The sequence below is a fragment of the Thioalkalivibrio sp. ALJ1 genome, from assembly GCF_000745395.1.
Lineage (GTDB): Bacteria > Pseudomonadota > Gammaproteobacteria > Ectothiorhodospirales > Ectothiorhodospiraceae > Thioalkalivibrio.
In genome coordinates this window covers 1,472,288-1,488,025 of sequence record NZ_KN050684.1, presented here as the reverse complement: position 1 = coordinate 1,488,025, position 15,738 = coordinate 1,472,288, and the positions used below count along the sequence as shown (strand labels likewise).

Annotated in this window: 16 protein-coding genes and 4 tRNA genes; 8 read left to right on the top strand and 12 right to left on the bottom strand. The window is 62.9% G+C overall.

Annotated features, from left to right (window positions below; all coding sequences use genetic code 11):
• Positions 1-19: 19 nt before the first annotated feature.
• The 6 genes from F462_RS09395 to F462_RS09370 form a co-directional block, all read right to left on the bottom strand.
• Positions 20-892 (bottom strand): hypothetical protein, encoded by an 873-nt coding sequence (locus F462_RS09395; RefSeq protein WP_208854134.1) that lies wholly within the window; start codon positions 890-892, stop codon positions 20-22.
• Positions 831-1,859 (bottom strand): FAD-dependent oxidoreductase, encoded by a 1,029-nt coding sequence (locus tag F462_RS09390; RefSeq protein ID WP_038054936.1) that lies wholly within the window; start codon positions 1,857-1,859, stop codon positions 831-833. The genes F462_RS09395 and F462_RS09390 overlap by 62 nt, the downstream gene beginning before the upstream one ends.
• A gap of 23 nt (positions 1,860-1,882) precedes the next feature.
• The gene (locus F462_RS09385) at positions 1,883-3,289 is read right to left on the bottom strand and encodes a heterodisulfide reductase-related iron-sulfur binding cluster (RefSeq protein WP_018140286.1); all 1,407 of its coding nucleotides are present in this window, start codon (positions 3,287-3,289) and stop codon (positions 1,883-1,885) included.
• A 46-nt stretch (positions 3,290-3,335) separates the two neighbouring features.
• Positions 3,336-4,010, bottom strand: coding sequence for a 4Fe-4S dicluster domain-containing protein (locus tag F462_RS09380; RefSeq protein ID WP_017941141.1), 675 nt, complete (start codon positions 4,008-4,010; stop codon positions 3,336-3,338).
• 187 nt (positions 4,011-4,197) lie between these two features.
• Positions 4,198-4,428: a sulfurtransferase TusA family protein gene (locus F462_RS09375; RefSeq protein WP_018144009.1), complete on the bottom strand. Its 231-nt coding sequence runs from the start codon at positions 4,426-4,428 to the stop codon at positions 4,198-4,200.
• Positions 4,429-4,564: 136 nt separating this feature from the next.
• On the bottom strand, positions 4,565-4,894 hold the full coding sequence (locus tag F462_RS09370; RefSeq protein ID WP_038053586.1) for a rhodanese-like domain-containing protein: 330 nt from the start codon (positions 4,892-4,894) through the stop codon (positions 4,565-4,567).
• 244 nt (positions 4,895-5,138) lie between these two features.
• Here F462_RS09370 and F462_RS09365 point away from each other — a divergent pair, with 244 nt between their 5' ends.
• The 3 genes from F462_RS09365 to soxB all read left to right on the top strand — a co-directional run bounded on the left by F462_RS09365 (position 5,139) and on the right by soxB (position 8,865).
• A complete protein-coding gene (locus F462_RS09365) occupies positions 5,139-5,450 on the top strand; it encodes a hypothetical protein (protein WP_018140289.1) in 312 nt (103 codons plus the stop codon).
• Positions 5,451-5,505: 55 nt separating this feature from the next.
• On the top strand, positions 5,506-6,948 hold the full coding sequence (locus tag F462_RS09360) for a M48 family metalloprotease (protein WP_038053585.1): 1,443 nt from the start codon (positions 5,506-5,508) through the stop codon (positions 6,946-6,948).
• 111 nt (positions 6,949-7,059) lie between these two features.
• The gene (gene soxB, locus F462_RS09355) at positions 7,060-8,865 is read left to right on the top strand and encodes a thiosulfohydrolase SoxB (RefSeq protein ID WP_018874467.1); all 1,806 of its coding nucleotides are present in this window, start codon (positions 7,060-7,062) and stop codon (positions 8,863-8,865) included.
• Between the two features lie 119 nt (positions 8,866-8,984).
• On the opposite strand, the gene F462_RS09350 is transcribed toward soxB, so the two are convergent.
• The 5 genes from F462_RS09350 to F462_RS09330 all read right to left on the bottom strand — a co-directional run bounded on the left by F462_RS09350 (position 8,985) and on the right by F462_RS09330 (position 10,031).
• Positions 8,985-9,440 (bottom strand): RT0821/Lpp0805 family surface protein, encoded by a 456-nt coding sequence (locus F462_RS09350; protein ID WP_038053584.1) that lies wholly within the window; start codon positions 9,438-9,440, stop codon positions 8,985-8,987.
• Positions 9,441-9,610: 170 nt separating this feature from the next.
• A tRNA-Lys gene (locus F462_RS09345) sits at positions 9,611-9,686 on the bottom strand.
• A gap of 19 nt (positions 9,687-9,705) precedes the next feature.
• Positions 9,706-9,781 (bottom strand) — tRNA-His (locus F462_RS09340).
• A 41-nt stretch (positions 9,782-9,822) separates the two neighbouring features.
• Positions 9,823-9,899 (bottom strand) — tRNA-Arg (locus tag F462_RS09335).
• A 55-nt stretch (positions 9,900-9,954) separates the two neighbouring features.
• Positions 9,955-10,031, bottom strand: a tRNA-Pro gene (locus tag F462_RS09330).
• A gap of 169 nt (positions 10,032-10,200) precedes the next feature.
• Here F462_RS09330 and F462_RS09325 point away from each other — a divergent pair.
• Together F462_RS09325 and folD are read left to right on the top strand one after the other, a co-directional pair.
• A complete protein-coding gene (locus tag F462_RS09325) occupies positions 10,201-11,076 on the top strand; it encodes a GGDEF domain-containing protein (protein ID WP_038053582.1) in 876 nt (291 codons plus the stop codon).
• A gap of 116 nt (positions 11,077-11,192) precedes the next feature.
• Positions 11,193-12,056, top strand: a complete 864-nt coding sequence (gene folD, locus F462_RS09320; protein ID WP_018140294.1) for a bifunctional methylenetetrahydrofolate dehydrogenase/methenyltetrahydrofolate cyclohydrolase FolD — start codon at positions 11,193-11,195, stop codon at positions 12,054-12,056.
• A gap of 40 nt (positions 12,057-12,096) precedes the next feature.
• Here the strand turns inward: folD and gltX are convergent, their stop codons facing one another.
• Positions 12,097-13,530 carry a glutamate--tRNA ligase gene (gene gltX / locus F462_RS09315; protein WP_038053580.1) on the bottom strand — a complete coding sequence of 478 codons (1,434 nt, stop codon included), beginning with the start codon at positions 13,528-13,530 and terminating at the stop codon, positions 12,097-12,099.
• Positions 13,531-13,723: 193 nt separating this feature from the next.
• Here gltX and F462_RS09310 point away from each other — a divergent pair, with 193 nt between their 5' ends.
• The 3 genes from F462_RS09310 (at position 13,724) to F462_RS13980 (ending at position 15,636) form a co-directional block, all read left to right on the top strand.
• Positions 13,724-14,239, top strand: a complete 516-nt coding sequence (locus tag F462_RS09310) for a peptidylprolyl isomerase (RefSeq protein WP_026181454.1) — start codon at positions 13,724-13,726, stop codon at positions 14,237-14,239.
• A gap of 7 nt (positions 14,240-14,246) precedes the next feature.
• On the top strand, positions 14,247-15,002 hold the full coding sequence (locus F462_RS09305; RefSeq protein ID WP_038053579.1) for a UDP-2,3-diacylglucosamine diphosphatase: 756 nt from the start codon (positions 14,247-14,249) through the stop codon (positions 15,000-15,002).
• Between the two features lie 409 nt (positions 15,003-15,411).
• Positions 15,412-15,636, top strand: a complete 225-nt coding sequence (locus F462_RS13980) for a hypothetical protein (RefSeq protein WP_167549486.1) — start codon at positions 15,412-15,414, stop codon at positions 15,634-15,636.
• Positions 15,637-15,738: the final 102 nt, after the last annotated feature.

Genomic DNA, 15,738 nt, shown 5'->3' with positions numbered 1-15,738 from the left:
CTCAAGTTCGTTCCGTTATTCAATGCAGCGACGCATCGGTTCCTTTCAGGCGACCTTCCGGGGAATCAATCCCCAGCATCTTCACCGCAAGCTCCAGCGGGTCCTGCTTGGTGCCAAACTGGTTGTCGATCATGCCAAGACTCATCGACAGGGCCCGGGCATAGTCCGAGTAGGCCTGCACCCAGACCAGATCCGTGACAAACGGCAAGTCCCGGTAAAACCCCTCCTCGGCCAACGCATCATAAAACCACCGACGCGCCCCTTCGATCGCCCCCACCGACTCCCCAATGGGAATGGATCGGAGCGTGTCATTGCCGCGGATGAACTCCCGCAATGAACCGGTCGTCGTCGACGTGTCCCAAACCCAACGACAGGCCATCGGCACTGCCTCCGGGTCCGCGAAGTGCAGGATTTCGGCTCCGAAATCCCACATCGCACGACGCAACTTCTTGTCGTCGGCTGCCAGATCGGCGAACGCCGCCAGGCGGGTATTCACGTCGACATCCGGCCGAACCAGCGCCCGTACACCATCCACCAAGGCCCCTTGGCGCTCGGCCATCAGGGTGGTGAGCTTCCGGCGAACCGAAAACACGAGACCACCGAGGGTTCGGACATCTTCCGCCTCGATGGCATCGCCTTTGGCCACCACTCCCGCAAACACCTCGTGCTTGGAGCGCAATGCTTCGATAAAGGTCTCCAGCCCGTCGACCCCACCCGCTTCGGCGATGGCCTCTCTCAGACTGGAAAGCTTCGTCGCGAGGATCTCCTTGTCAAAGGTGACCTCAAGCGGCTCCGGGGCGTGCCCCGACGCCACTTCGTCGCTGACGACCTCAGCCGGCTTTTTGAACCAGCGCATGCAGATCCGCAACCGCGCGGCCACCAGCGGCGGCACCCTGGGCGATCGAATCGTCGATCGTTTCGGGACCGTAGGCCGCACCGCAGGAGTAGATGCCCTTGCGGGTGGTTCCACAGGTGTTGGTGTACTGCTCGGCGCGCTCCAGGAAGCCGTGCTTCTCGAGACCCACCCCGAAGACCTGTGAGATCTCAGGGTTGTCGGCGTTCGGGTCCATGCCAATGGCATGCACGACGATGTCGAACGGAATCACGATAGGACGCTTGACCAGAGTGTCTTCGCCCTTAACCAACAGACGGCCATCGCCGGAGGCAGTGACTTCCGCGATACGGGCTTTGACGAACTTGGTCTTAAACTCTTCCTGGGACTTCCAGTAGAACTTGTCTTCGTAGAGGCCGAAGGTACGGATGTCCATGTAGTAGATGAACACATCCGTCTCGGGCGAGATCTCCTTGATCTCCATGGCCAGGTTCGCGGAAACGGTGCAGCAGATCTTGGAGCACCATTCGCGACCGATCTGGCGGTCACGGGAACCGACGCATAGCAGGATACAGACCCGTTCCGGCACTCGGCCATCGGACGGGCAGGCGATCTTGCCGCTGGCGACCATCTGTTCCATCTGGGTAGTGGTCAGGACGTCTTCATAGGTCCCGAAGCCCCACTCCGGCTTGTTGATGGAATCGAAATGGGTAAAGCCCGTGGCCAGCACGACGGCACCGGCCTGGACCGATTCGCCGTTGGTCAGGGTCGCGGTGAAGTTCCCCGCTTCGCCTTCCAGCTTCTCGACCTTGGCACCCTTGTGCACGGTGGAGTTGGCATCGTCTTCGACACGCTTGACCATACGGCCGATGGCGTCCTTCGCCCACTCGCCGGACGGTACCAGTTTGGCGTAGCCCGACAGGATCGGGGCGCCACCCAGGACGTCTTCCTTCTCGACGACCACCGCCTTGTAACCGGCGGAGTTCACATTCGCGGCGGCAGCCAGACCGGACGGGCCACCCCCCACTACTAGAACGGTATCTTGCTGCATCAGACCTTGCCCCCGTAAGCGAGTTCAGGATTGTAGAGGTATTCGATATTGCCGGCCTCGACCTCCTTCAGGTACTCCTGGAAGGTCTTCTTGGCCTCGGACCAGGACATGCCCATCTTCTCGACCAGGTCCTCGCAGGGCGAAGCGTGCCACTGCAGCTGGACGATCTTGAACGGGTCCGCACCGCAGGCCAGGGCCGCGAACTGGACTTCCGCCATGATCGGAATCTGGAAGTTCTGATTGTGGGCCTTGCCGATCCACTGGTTCTTGTCCATCGTCGTGACGCAGCCGGTGTCATTGGCGAGCATCACGTCGGCGTTGGCTTCTTCACGAGCCACACGAATCTTGCGGTCCATCGTGAACGAGCGGGTGAACTCGCGCTCGGAGATGATGTGACGGAAGCCGAAGCCGCAGCAGTCGTACCAGGTCGAGTAATCGATCACCTGGGCACCCAGCGCCTGGGCGGTGGAGGTGATGATCGCGGTACGGTTGCCACCGAGAACGGACGGATCGTAGACCGCATCTTCGTGGACCATCTTGTAGTAATGGCAGGCCACGTGAGCGGTGGTACGGATGTTGGACACGTCGATGGTCTGCAGCTCGGAAGCGATGCGGTTACGCATCACGTGTACCCACTCGGAGTAGTGGATGATCTCTTCCGGGATGACCAGCTTGCCGTCGACCAGGCGCCCTAGCTTGCCGAGGATCTTGGTGACCTTCTCGCGCAGCTCGGCGGATTCGACCAGATACTTGCGGATCTCCTTGTAGTTACCGAAGGAGGTGCCGCAATGCACCAGCGGGAAGAAGTGACCTAGCTCGTGACCGTGCTGCTTGCCGGAGACATAGGACTGGTGGAAGTTGCGCAGGAACACCGCCGCCAGCGACTCGACGTTGCCGATGCCCGAGCCGTGGTAGTTCCACGCGGTGCAGGACGTCTGGTCCGTCTCGTCGAGGTAGTCCTTGCCCGGTTCGAAGCCGAACTTGTTCATGAACCACAGCAGCGAAGTCGGGTAGCCCGGGATGTTGCCGCACTGACCACAGGACTTGTGGTGCCACAGCTGCTTGGTCGGGACCTTCTTCTCCCAGCCGAACAGGGTGTTCACCGAGATCGGCTCGTGCTGGTCCTCGATGCGGTGAATGATGATCTGGCCGTCTTTCTCGAGCTCGTACATATGCTCGCGGACGTCATCCATGCGATCACCAAGATCGATGGTGCGGCGGTCGACGTGCTTACGCACCCAGTCGGTAGCCTTGACGGCGTCTTCCTTCGACAGATCGGTCGACTGGAAGAAAGAACCGTGACCGGCAATGCCCTGGCCGTCGGTGTTGTGGTAGCCGGGCTTCATGGTGCCGGCACCGGCACCTTCACCATTCTGGTTGTGGTTGCCTGGGGTCTGTTCACTCATAACGCTTCTCCTGATGTCTTGGATGCGGGATTCGGGCGACGACGAATTACTCGTCGTCTTCCTCTTCCTGCTCCTCGAGCCAGTCTTCGTAGTCCTCGCGCTTCTCGTCGATGAAGTCTTCGATCACGTCGAAGAGGTTCTCGTCCATCAGCTCGAGGGACTTCAAGACGCCGGTCATTTCCCAGATGGTGTACATCTCGACCGAGGTCTTCAGGGACACCTCCCAGGCGGTCTCGACCGTCTGCAGCGTCTTCACCGGAATCGCCTTGCGCAGGATGCGCAGGTCGCCTTCCACCTTCTGGATGTTGGGGCCCCAGTCGGGGAAGTGATCGGGCTGGATCATGTCGGGAGACAGCTGGTTACCCGTGGTGATCAGCTTGAGCATCACGCGGCCGAACGGACGCAGAACGTCCTTGGCCGACTGCATCTCGTGCTTGATGGCCACTTCGCGCATAATCGCGACTAGGCCACCAGGAGAGTTCTTGAACGGGCAGCGCGCCGCGCAGGTCATGCACTGGGCGCAGGCCCAGATCTTTTCCTGCATCGCGTCGTAGATCTGTTCGACGTTTTCGGTCCAGAGCAGCTGGACGATCTCGCGCGGCGAGTAATCGTAGAACTGAGCGGACGGGCACGTTGCCGTGCAAATCCCGCAGTTCAGGCAGCCGTTGAGCTCGTGGTCGTAGCGAAAATCTCCACGGATATCGTCGAAGATTTGCTGCATCTCAGCGTATGTCGCCATATCTCACACCTCTTCGCTTTTGGCGATGCAGGTTTCTTGTGAACCTTGCGCAGCCAGCCTAGACCTCGTCCAGGCACCAATCCAGTTACCGCATGGCAACCATCGTTATTTAGGATTCGGGGCGGCAACCCTTGCGAATTGCCGCCCCGAATCAAGCACTTGAAGCGCCTTAGCCCTTCTTAATCAGGAAGTAGAACTTGCCGCCTTCTTCCTTGTGCTCCATCAGCTCGTTGCCGGTCTGCTTGGAAAACGCCTGGAAGTCCTTCACGGCGCCCGGGTCGGTCGCGATGATGTGCAGAACCTGGCCGGCGTCCATCGCGGCCAGCGCCTTCTTGGCGCGCAGGATCGGCAGCGGGCAGTTCAGGCCGGAAGCATCGAGTTCTTGGTCAAAGTTGGCCATCGTTTCTCTCCTTTGAGTGCGTTTTATCAGTCGTGTACTGCGGTCCGGTTGGGCCCCGTGCGCTGCAGCCATTACCGAACGGTAATCAACCGAATTCCCCCTTATAGGCGAATCGGCATCGGAATACAACCGAATTCTAATCTGGACTTACCACCGGTTTGCCGGTCTGGGCCCAGCCCACAATGCCACCACGAAGACTGCTCGCGCCCCCAATACCCTGCTGCGCGAGAAAGGCACAGGCCTGGGCCGAACGTGCTCCACTCTGGCAATAAATCACCAGAGGCATATCGGTACCGGACAGCTCATCCTTACGCATCGGCAAAGTGACCAGCGGCACCAGTTCCGCCCCGGGGATCACGCCGCGCCCGGTCTCACCGGGGGAGCGCACGTCGATCAGGCGAAACGCCTTGCCTTCGTTGCGCCACTGCTCCAGTTCATCCGGGGTGATCTCGCTAAATCCGTACACACTGTGCTCCGGGGTCGTTACAGGGAATCGAACTCTCAGCGCGAGCGTCACAATTTGAACGGACTCACGGAGGAGTGGGCGCGGAGCATAGCGAAACCCAGCGGAAATGCAAATCCGGGTTTCTCCAACCGGACAAGCGGTGGGTGGGTGGTCGCCCACGGCAAAAAGTTCTGCTATGGTCGCCCCCGCTTTAGAAAACGCTGATGCATAATGTCAGCTTCATTGCTTCGCGGAGGATACCCCGGTGGACAAGAGCGAATTCGAAGTGGACGGCCACTACGCCGTCACGCTGAAAGACGAAAATGGCAAGCTGCGCCCGGCCAACATTTACGTGCACGACATGCAGGACGGCTACATGATCGTGCGCCGGACCTCGGGCGGTGACGTTGGCCTGCTGTTCAAGCTGGGCTACGAAGACGTCATCAAGAAGGTCCGCACCCACAAGGTGCTGGATCGCAAGAAGTTCATGATCCCGGCTGCGATGCTCAAGCCAAAGCTGTGGGAAACCCGTGACAGCATGCGCACGTATTCATCGGCTCCGGGGCTTGGCAAGTAAGAGCCCCTCTCGGCATGTCCGCAGACGGGGGCTGGCGCCCGCCAGCCCCCGCGGCATGCCCTCCTTTGTCTGGTTTTTCCTCGCTGCATTCCTGGTCTTTGCCAGCGTAGGCGCTGGGCCCGCCCAGGGTAGCGGAGTCTCCCTGCCCGATCTTGGTGAGGCCTCCGGTGGGGTCCTCACCCCTGCGGAAGAACGCGAACTCGGCCGTTCGCTGTTACGCGAGGTCCGCCGTACCGCCCCGTTGGTGACCGATCCCGAGATCGTGTTCTATGTCGACTCGCTCGGGCGGCAGCTGCTGACCAATGCAGCCAATGCCGATGGCCCCTTCTATTTCCTGACGATCGACAACAGCCAGGTCAACGCCTTCGCCATGCCCGGCGGCATTATTGGCGTGCATGCAGGCCTGATGCTCGAAGTCCGCGACGAGGCGGAACTGGCAGCCGTCCTTGCGCACGAGATTGCCCACGTCACCCAACGTCACCTCGCACGCATGTTCGCGCGCGGACGCGATATCAACTTCACCACTGGGCTTGCGATCCTCGCCGGCATTCTCGCCTCCGCGGTAGACCCCACGCTGGGCTCCGCGGTCATCACCGGCGGTGTCGCCGGCGGCATCCAGCAACAGATTAACTTTACCCGCGCGAACGAAGCCGAAGCCGACCGTGCAGGGATGCAGATTTTGCAGGGTACCGGCTTCGACCCTCACGCCATGGCCGATTTCTTCGAACGCCTGCAGGAGCTCTCCCGCGGTGTCGGGACCCAGGTACCCGAATATCTGCGCACCCACCCGGTCACCCTTGACCGGATCACCGATGCCCGCAACCGCGCCAGCCAGATGGCAGCCAGCGACACCCGTGATCGGGGCCCCGAATTTAGCTGGATGCAGGCGCGCATGAAGGCCCTGAAAGATCCGCGGCGCGCGCTGGAACGTTTCCGCGCGACGAGCGAGCCCTCCGCAGCTCAACGCTATGGGGCGGCGGTGGCGTTTCTGGAACGCGGCGACCCCGGCGCAGCCCGCGAACAACTGGAACGCATTGAGACCTCGGAAGCCCCAAGCCTGACCCTGGAGCTGGCCTTCATCGCCGTGCTTCGCGCGGAGAGCGAACATAATGACGCACTCGAACGGCTTCAGGATCTGGATACGGTATACCCCGGCCACCCGGTCATTCGAGAGCAACTGGCGCGGGTTCATCGGGATCTGGACCAATCCGACCGCGCGATCCGCCTCCTGTCCGACATGATCCGACAGGAGTCTGCTCCCAATCCCGAGCTCCTGCGCCTGCAAGCCGACATTGCGGACGCAGCGGGGTATATTGCGATCAGCCGCGAGGCCATGGCCGAATACTTCTTCCACCGCGCACAGTACGAAGAGGCCGTACGCCAGTTCGAAGCCGCCATGGATGCCTCGGACGCCAGCGAGCGCGACCGTCAACGGATTGAGCACAAGCGCAATTCGGCCCGCGAGACCGCACGCGAGGCGCGTGAAGGAAGAAGATAAAAATACCCGCCCCCGGGAATGTTCCCGTGTGGCGGTCCGTCTTAAGCAGCGCCAAGATTACGGCTTCAAACCCACCGACGATCAATCCGGAATAGAGAGGTAGTCTTCCTCATGCACATCTCACGTCGAGAATTCATGCAGTTGCTGGCCGCCGCCAGCGCCGCTGGTTTCCCCCTGGCCACAGCTGCCTGCAGCAACAACAAGGCCGGTACTGCGGGCGACCCCTACGACACTCTGGATCGCTTCGGGAATGTGCATCTGCTGCATTACACCGACTGCCACGCTCAGTTGAAACCAATCTATTTCCGCGAGCCGAACGTGAATCTCGGTGTGGCCGATATGCGCAACCGCCCGCCCCATATCGTTAGTGAGCACTTCCTCAAGCACTACGATATCGAGCGCGACAGCATCTACGCGCACGCCTTCACCAATCTGAACTTCATGGAAGCCGCCGAACAATACGGGCGGGTGGGTGGTTTTGCACACCTGATGACCCTGATCAAGAAGCTGCGTGACTCGCGCCCCAACTCGCTACTGCTGGACGGCGGCGACACCTGGGGCGGCGGTTCCGGTTCCGCGCTGTGGACCAACGCGCAAGACATGGTCGATGCACAGAAAATGCTGGGCATCGACATCATGACCGGCCACTGGGAGTTCACCTACGGCGCCGACCGTGTCGAAGAGGTCGTCAATGGTGACTTCGCCAATGCCGGGATCGACTTCGTCGCCCAGAACGTACGCGATGTGGACTGGGGTGATCGCGTCTTCAAACCCTATGTGATCCGCGAGCTGAACGGCGTCAACGTCGCCGTGATCGGCCAGGCCTTCCCCTACACCCCGATTGCCAACCCGCGCTGGATGGTCGAGCAGTGGTCCTTCGGCATCCGTCCGGACGACATGCAGGAGCAGGTCACCGCGGCCCGTGCCGAGGGCGCCGAGATCGTGGTCGCTCTGTCGCACAACGGCATGGACGTGGACATCAAGATGGCCGGCATGGTCGAGGGTCTGGACGCCATTATGGGCGGCCACACGCACGACGCCGTCCCGCAGCCGCTGCCCGTGGATCGCCCCGACGGCGGGACTTGCCTGGTCACTAACGCCGGCTCCAACGCCAAGTTCGTCGGCGTGCTGGACTTCGACTTCCGCGACGGCGAGATCAAGGACTGGGAATACCGCCTGGTCCCGGTGTTTTCCGAACTGCTGCGGGAAGACCCGGGCATGGCGACTTACATCCACAACATGCGCAACAGCGAAGTCCGATACAACGGCGAGACCTTCAACATGGAGGAGAAGCTGTCGGAAGAACTGGCGGTTGCCGAGGACCTGCTGTTCCGCCGCGGCAACTTCAACGGCACCTTCGACCAGCTGATCTGCGATGCCCTGATGGACGTCCACGACGCCCAGATCGCATTCTCCCCGGGCTTCCGCTGGGGTACGACCGTGCTGCCGGGCATGCCGATCACCTTCGAGCACATCATGGACCAAACCGGCCTGACCTACCCGGAGACCACACGCAACGCGATGACCGGCTCCCAGATCAAGGACATTCTGGAAGACGTGGCCGACAACCTGTACAACGCCGACCCGTTCTACCAGCAAGGCGGTGACATGGTGCGTGTGGGTGGCCTGAAGTACGCCATCGAGCCCGAGGCCGAGATCGGTAACCGCATCTCCGAGATGGAGTTGGACGGCAAGAAGATCGACCCCGACAAGGAATACGTCGTGGTCGGCTGGGCGAGCGTTCAACGCGAGCCCGCGGGCGGCACCGGCGCCAACATCTGGGACAGCGTTGCGGACTACCTCCGGTCCAAGGACAGCGTCCGCATCAGCGACCTCAATGAGCCGAAGGTCAAGGGTATTAGCGAGGACAATCTTGGCTACGTCCCGACCACCGAAGACATGTACCGCAAGTCCTAATCAGCGGATAGCACCACCCTTCCGGGTCCGCCCGGAACGAGAAAGCCCCGCAATGCGGGGCTTTTTTGTGGCCACGTCACGAGAACCGCAGCCAGGTTTGGTCTTCAAACAGACGCTGATCAAACGTTCACCCAGCGTCCACTCGCATCACGGCAGGCGGTACCCGTGATGGTCTCGGGATATCCGTCCATCGTGGCCTCGACCTGGTACTCACGGCAATCCTGTCCGGAGGAACGATAGGTCCGGGTGGGCGTGGCCTGGTACTGATGCCCGGAATTCGGATTACGCCAGGTCGAACTCTGGCGATCCGGGACCGTCTCCAGCGTACGCGAGACACGCATCCGGTCGACATCATCCATGCTGCGCCCGACCGAGCCACCGACCGCAGCGCCGGCCAACGTACCGGCGATGATCGCCGCAGTCCGTCCGCGCCCACCGCCAATCTGGCTACCAATCGCGCCACCGGCCGCCCCGCCGATCAGGGCCCCGGTCTGCTGGTTGCTGATCGTCTGGCAGCCCGCCAGAAGAGCCACCGCACCCGCCAGCACCAGCGTCATCAGGATTCTGCCTGCCATTTCGAACCTCCTGACGGACACAACCGTCTTGATCGAAAACACGCAAACAGCTTATGCCCGCACGTATGAACGGCAGGTGAAGGAAGGGACGCACGGAGGGACCGGGGCACGATGCAGAAAGACGCCCGCAGCAAAAGCAGGGCACCAAGGCAGGATTAACGAATAGAAAATGGTGGGCCGTGTAGGAATCGAACCTACAACCAATGGATTAAGAGTCCACTGCTCTACCAATTGAGCTAACGGCCCCCGGTACAGAAAAGGGGGATGGGGTGACCGATGGGACTCGAACCCACGACAACCGGAGTCACAATCCGGGACTCTACCAACTGAGCTACGGTCACCACCGTGTCACTGTTCAGGCACTTGTTCGGAGCACGGGCTATGGCGCGCCCGGCAGGACTCGAACCTGCAACCGTCGGCTTAGAAGGCCGATGCTCTATCCGGTTGAGCTACGAGCGCGTTACCGCCGAGCATTAGGGCCATGGCACTTGGTTCGGGCATTGCTCGGGAGCCATGGTCGGGGTAGAGGGATTCGAACCCCCGACATCCTGCTCCCAAAGCAGGCGCGCTACCAGACTGCGCTATACCCCGTTGAGCCGTCCCCACTAAAGGGCCTACACAGCGAGCGCCGAATGTTAGCCCCGCTGACGGCTCCCGGTCAAGGTGAAACGCGAAATTGCGCCCCGGGTCAAGCCCACGCGGCGAACGCTCGTGGTACTGTTCACAAGGTCGCGCGAGGCTCTCGTCAAGGAGGACATGGATGCTCAACTGGGTCGCCAACACGGCCATCGTATTCGGGGCTGTGGGCCTCCTTTATGCTCAGTGGAAGCTCGCCCTGCTTTTGCGCGAACTCCCAGAAAGCCGAGTCCGGACCGGCTGGAAGATGATGTTCTTCTTAGTCCCAGTGTTTGCGCTGGGCTACTTCGGCTATATCCCGCTGAACTGGGGCCTATATCAGCGCCTTCCGGATCTACTTGTCCCCGCGATCTTTCTCCTGGGCGGCTGCTTCGTCTGCACCGTGGTGGCGCTGACCCACAGCTCGGTGGAAAAAATTCGGCACATCACGCGCCTGGAACACGAATCCATTACCGACCCACTGACCGGCTTATTCAATCGCCGACACATGGATCGCCGCCTAGAGGAGGAAGTCTCCCGTGCGCGCCGTTATGAGCAGCCGCTATCGGCGGTGATGCTGGACATCGACGGATTCAAGCCGATTAATGACCGCCTCGGGCACCTCGTGGGCGACTACATCCTGACCACCATCGCCCAGCGTCTACAGAAGGTATTGCGGCGCTCCGACCTCCCTGCGCGCTTCGGTGGCGAGGAGTTCGTTGTTATTGCGCCCCATACCGACCTTGACGCCGCGTTGACTCTGGGCGAGAAGCTTCGCGACGCCATCTCCAGCACCCCGATCACCCTAGCCGGACGCCAGGCCGCTCCGCCCTGCGCACCGGACGAACTGACCGTGACCGTCAGCGCCGGCATTGCCACCCTGGACACGCACCCACAATCCCGTGATACGGGCGAGACCCTGATTGGACGCGCTGACGACGCGCTCTATCGCGCCAAGCAGGACGGCCGCAACCGCTGCGAGGCCAGCCCCGCCGCTTCGGGTCTTTCGGCCGCCCTGTAGGCCAACTGGACGGCTCCGCAGTCACCCGCGCCGGGAACGATTGTCCGCCAACCCCGGCTTGAGCACCCGCCCCTGGCGTGGGAAGATCGCGGGCATTCCTTCCAAGGCGAGACCCCATGACGGCCCAGATCATCGACGGACGCGCAATTGGCCAGACTCATCGCGCCCGTATCGCGACCGAGATCGAATCCATGACGGCGCGGGATCTGCGGCCGCCGGGTCTAGCGGTGGTTCTGGTCGGGACCAACCCGGCCTCCGAGGTCTACGTGCGCAACAAGCGCAAGGCCTGCGAACAGGTGGGTGTCGTCTCGCACTCCTACGACCTGCCCGCCGGCACGCCCCAAACCGACCTGCTGGCGCTGATCGACCAGCTCAATGCCGACCGCACCATCGACGGCATCCTGGTCCAGCTTCCACTACCGGATCACATCGATCCCGAGACGGTGATCGAGCGCATCTCCCCGGCCAAGGACGTAGACGGCTTCCATCCGTACAACGTCGGCCGTCTGGTCGCCCGTGTGCCGCGCCTACGCCCCTGCACGCCCTGGGGCGTGATCCAGCTACTGCGACATATCGAGGAACCGTTCAAGGGGCGTACCGCCTGCGTGATCGGGGCCTCCAACATCGTCGGCCGCCCCATGGCCCTCGAGCTGTTGCTCGCTGGCGCCACGCCGACCATCTGCCACCGCTTCACCCCGGACACGGCGGCTATTGCCCGGCAGTCCGACATCATCGTGGCGGCCGTGGGCAAACCGGGGCTGGTCAAGGGGGACTGGATCAAGGAAGGTGCCACGGTGATCGACATCGGCATCAACCGCCGGGACGACGGCACGCTGACGGGCGACGTGGAATTCGATGCCGCGGCGGAAAAGGCCGCGTGGATCACGCCCGTGCCGGGCGGCGTGGGGCCCATGACTGTGGCCATGCTACTGGACAACACCCTGCGCGCCCGCGCCTTCGGGACCCACGAGGCCGCGTAACCGCGGCCCGCAGCGCCCACTCCGTTCAAGCCCGGCCGGTTTACACCTCTGCGGCGGCCTCCGCGGCCTGCTGCAGGCGGGCCCGAACCCGCTCACGCCCCAGATACTCCCAGATCCGCGGCAGCTCAGGCCCAAAAGTCTGGCCCGACAGCGCGGCCCGCAGCGGCATGAACAGCTTGCGCCCCTTACGTTCCGTGGCCTGCCCCACGGCCTTGGCCAGGGACGGAAACTCCTCCGCCGCGTCCAGTGCCTCCAAGGCCGCGCGGAAGAAAGCCTCCCCGGCATCCGCCAGCTCCGCTCGAGCACTGTCGCTGTAAGGGACCGGATCGTCCGCAAACGCGGCAACCCACAACGGGGCCTCCTCGGCGCGGGTGATGTTATCCCGCAGCAAGCGCGCCAGCACAGGCCGCTGCTCGGCCGCGACCACTTCCAGAACCCCGGCCTCTTCCAGGTACGTCTGCATCTCGGCATCTGTCAGTTCCCGCAAGGCCTCCGACTGCCAGTGGTCCAGCTGCTGCGGATCATGGCGTGCCGCGCTGTGGCCGATGCGCTCGGAACTGAACCCCGAGGCCAGGGCCTCCGCCGACATCAGTCCCTCGCTCTCGTAGCGATGACCCAGCCGGGCCAGATGATTCAGTATCGCGACCGTAAGATAGCCCTTCGTCCGCAACTCCTCGACACTGGCGGAGCCATTGCGCTTGGACAGCGGCGCCCCGTCCTGTCCCATTACCAGAGGCAAATGGTGGTAGGCCGGCGCCTCCAGCCCCAGCGCCTTCAGCAACAGCATCTGCCGGGGGGTATTGGCGATATGGTCCTCACCACGTACCACGTCGGTAACCCCCATCAGGGCATCGTCGATCGCGTTGGAGAAGAAAAAGGCCGGAGTCCCATCGGAACGACGGATCACAAAGTCCCCGATCTCGTCCGTACGAAAGCTGACCGGGCCGCGCACCCCATCCTCGAAGCGAATGGTCCGGCCCAGCGGAACTCGAAAACGCAGGGTGGGCTTTTGGCCCTCGGCCTCGCGGGCGGCGGCCTCTTCCCGACTCAGCCGCGCACAGGTTCCTGGATACCGCGGCGGCTTACCCTGTGCCCGCATGCGCTTGCGCCCACGCTCCAATTCCGCCGCCGAACAGAAACAGGGATAGGCGCGCTCGGCGTCGATCAGTTGCCGGTAATACCCGGCGTAGAGATCCGCACGTTCGGACTGGGCGTAAGGGCCGGCATCGCCCCCGGCACCAAAGCCTTCGTCCCAGTCCAGCCCCAGCCAGCGTAAATCGCGCTGCAGGGCATCGACGAACTCCGCGCGCGACCGCTCGGCGTCGGTATCCTCGATACGCAAGAGAAAGTGGCCGCCCCGGGACCGGGCGAGCAGAGCACTGAACAGGGCCGTGCGGACATTGCCCAGGTGCAGCAGGCCGGTCGGGCTGGGGGCGAAACGGGTTCGAGTCTTCATATTGCTCATCGCGCGCATGGTAGCGGAGCGCCCGCATGCTCACCAGCACCTCGCCCCCACACACGTTCGGTGCGCTGGCAGCCCCCGTCGGTGGCGGGTACCATTGTCGATCGTTTTTCCTCTGGAGGTCAGCCCCATGCAGCGCATCCGTATCCGCCTCGGCATCGTGCTGGCCACCCTGCTTGTTACCCTTTCTTTGTCAGGAGCCCTCATGGCCGATACCCACCCACAGGTCGCAATCGAAACCAACCATGGCCGCATCGTGCTGGAGCTGAATGCCGACGCCGCCCCGGAAACGGTCGCCAACTTCCTCTCCTATGTGGATGACGGCTTCTACGACGGCACCATCTTCCATCGCGTAATCCCCGGCTTCATGGTCCAGGGCGGCGGCTTCGACAAGGACATGAACCAGAAGTCCTCCGGCGAGCCGATTCGCAACGAGGCTGACAACGGCCTGAAGAACGAGGTCGGCGCGATCTCCATGGCCCGCACCCAGGATCCACACTCGGCCACCGCGCAGTTCTTCATCAACGTGAACGACAACGACTTCCTCAACCACACCGCGCCGAATGCGCAGGGCTGGGGCTACGCCGTGTTCGGCAAGGTCGCCGAAGGCATGGATGTCGTGCGCGAAATCGAGGGCGTTCAAACCGGTCGCGCCGGAATGCACCAGGACGTCCCCCAGGAACCCGTCGTAATGGAAAGCGTCAAGCGCGTCGAGGACTGACTCACCCGTGAGTGCCCGCGCACCGGCACTGGTCATATCTGACCTGCACCTGGATCGCGAGCCCGGCCCTCTGCTGGACGCCGTGCTCACCTTCCTCAAGGGGCCCGTGCGCAACGCCTCGGCGCTCTACATCCTGGGTGACCTGTTCGAATACTGGGTCGGCGACGACGCCGGATTCCCGGCCGCCGAACAGCTGGCCACTGCCCTGAAATCCCTGGAAATCCCGGTCGCCTTCATCCATGGCAACCGGGATTTTCTCGTGGGTCCCGACTTTGCGGCCCGCGCTGGGATGCAGATCGCCCCGGAGCCGCTGCACACCGCCCTCCCCTGTGGTCCGGCGGTGCTGTTGCACGGGGATTCGCTGTGCACCGACGACACCGAGCACATGGCCTTTCGCCAGCAGGTGCGTAGCGGGGAATGGCAGCGCGGGTTCCTGGCCCATCCACTGGAGGAGCGCATACGGCAGGCGGAGTCCATGCGCGCCACGAGCCGTGACAGCAGCCGGATGAAGGCCGACGCGATCATGGACGTGAATGCCGGCGCCGTGGCTGACACCTTCCGCGATGCCGATGTCCCGCTGATGATCCACGGCCATACCCACCGCCCCGCGATCCACGACCTGACGGTCGACAGCCAGCCCCGCCAGCGCTGCGTCCTCCCGGCCTGGGACGAGCATCCTGGCTATCTGGAGGTAGCGACGACCGGCCCCGTCCTGCGCGAGCTGGACGGCTCGCCCTACCCCGCGCACCTGCTGCACGCCTGAACCACATCCTTCGCGCTGTTGCCCGGCTCGCTCCGGTTCGGTGTCGGTGTTTCCGGTGGATTCGTTCGACCGCCAGCCTTGTTGTGGCTGGGCCTGGTTCTGCATCTGGTGTTTACGGTGCCTCCGGTCCACATACTGCCAGGCGCTGACTCGCCAGCGCACCCCGAGTGACTTCTTTGCTCGTGCAAAGAAGTTGCCAAGAAACACGCCCGACTGCCGCGACCCCGGCCCGCTGTGCGGGCCGGGGTTTCCCTCGCTCCGAGGGTTTTCGCGGGCGGCGCTGAACTCGCTACGCCTACGGCTTCGCTCAGACATCCAGCGCCTTTTCCCCCGCGAAAACCCTCTCCACTCGGCGCGACGACAACGGGGGGTCAAGGTCAAGACAACGGCGGTTCTGACCTTTGTACCAATGGATGGGGGCTGGGTCTTCCGACACCTGGGCACGCTCGGCCTTCGGCCGTTGCGTGCCGCGCCCGCGAGCGGGCGCCGGGGGCTTTCAGGCGGCAGGGCGCGTTGTAGTGCTTTAGGGGCGGCAACACCTTCTGTTTTGACCTTCGCTTCCCGTATGGAGCCCCTCGCGGAGGGCGTGATGGGCCGGCCCGTTTTCCATAAATTCGGGGCGCTGGATGTCTGAGCGGAGCCGAAGGCGCAGCGAGTTCAGCGCCGCCGGCCCAGCGCGTCCGGAGCGAGGTTCCCGGGCGAAATCCGGGTGCCTTTCTTTGGGTACTTTCTTGGG

Excerpts from the sequence above, each read along its gene's own strand:
- F462_RS09385 (WP_018140286.1), bottom strand. The coding sequence starts at position 3,289 with ATGAGTGAACAGACCCCAGGCAACCACAACCAGAATGGTGAAGGTGCC.
- F462_RS13980 (WP_167549486.1), top strand. The coding sequence starts at position 15,412 with ATGGATGGGGGCTGGGTCTTCCGACACCTGGGCACGCTCGGCCTTCGG.
- F462_RS09375 (WP_018144009.1), bottom strand. The coding sequence starts at position 4,428 with ATGGCCAACTTTGACCAAGAACTCGATGCTTCCGGCCTGAACTGCCCG.
- folD (WP_018140294.1), top strand. The coding sequence starts at position 11,193 with ATGACGGCCCAGATCATCGACGGACGCGCAATTGGCCAGACTCATCGC.
- F462_RS09360 (WP_038053585.1), top strand. The coding sequence starts at position 5,506 with ATGCCCTCCTTTGTCTGGTTTTTCCTCGCTGCATTCCTGGTCTTTGCC.
- F462_RS09325 (WP_038053582.1), top strand. The coding sequence starts at position 10,201 with ATGCTCAACTGGGTCGCCAACACGGCCATCGTATTCGGGGCTGTGGGC.
- gltX (WP_038053580.1), bottom strand. The coding sequence starts at position 13,530 with ATGCGCGCGATGAGCAATATGAAGACTCGAACCCGTTTCGCCCCCAGC.
- F462_RS09350 (WP_038053584.1), bottom strand. The coding sequence starts at position 9,440 with ATGGCAGGCAGAATCCTGATGACGCTGGTGCTGGCGGGTGCGGTGGCT.
- F462_RS09310 (WP_026181454.1), top strand. The coding sequence starts at position 13,724 with ATGGCCGATACCCACCCACAGGTCGCAATCGAAACCAACCATGGCCGC.
- F462_RS09380 (WP_017941141.1), bottom strand. The coding sequence starts at position 4,010 with ATGCAGCAAATCTTCGACGATATCCGTGGAGATTTTCGCTACGACCAC.
- soxB (WP_018874467.1), top strand. The coding sequence starts at position 7,060 with ATGCACATCTCACGTCGAGAATTCATGCAGTTGCTGGCCGCCGCCAGC.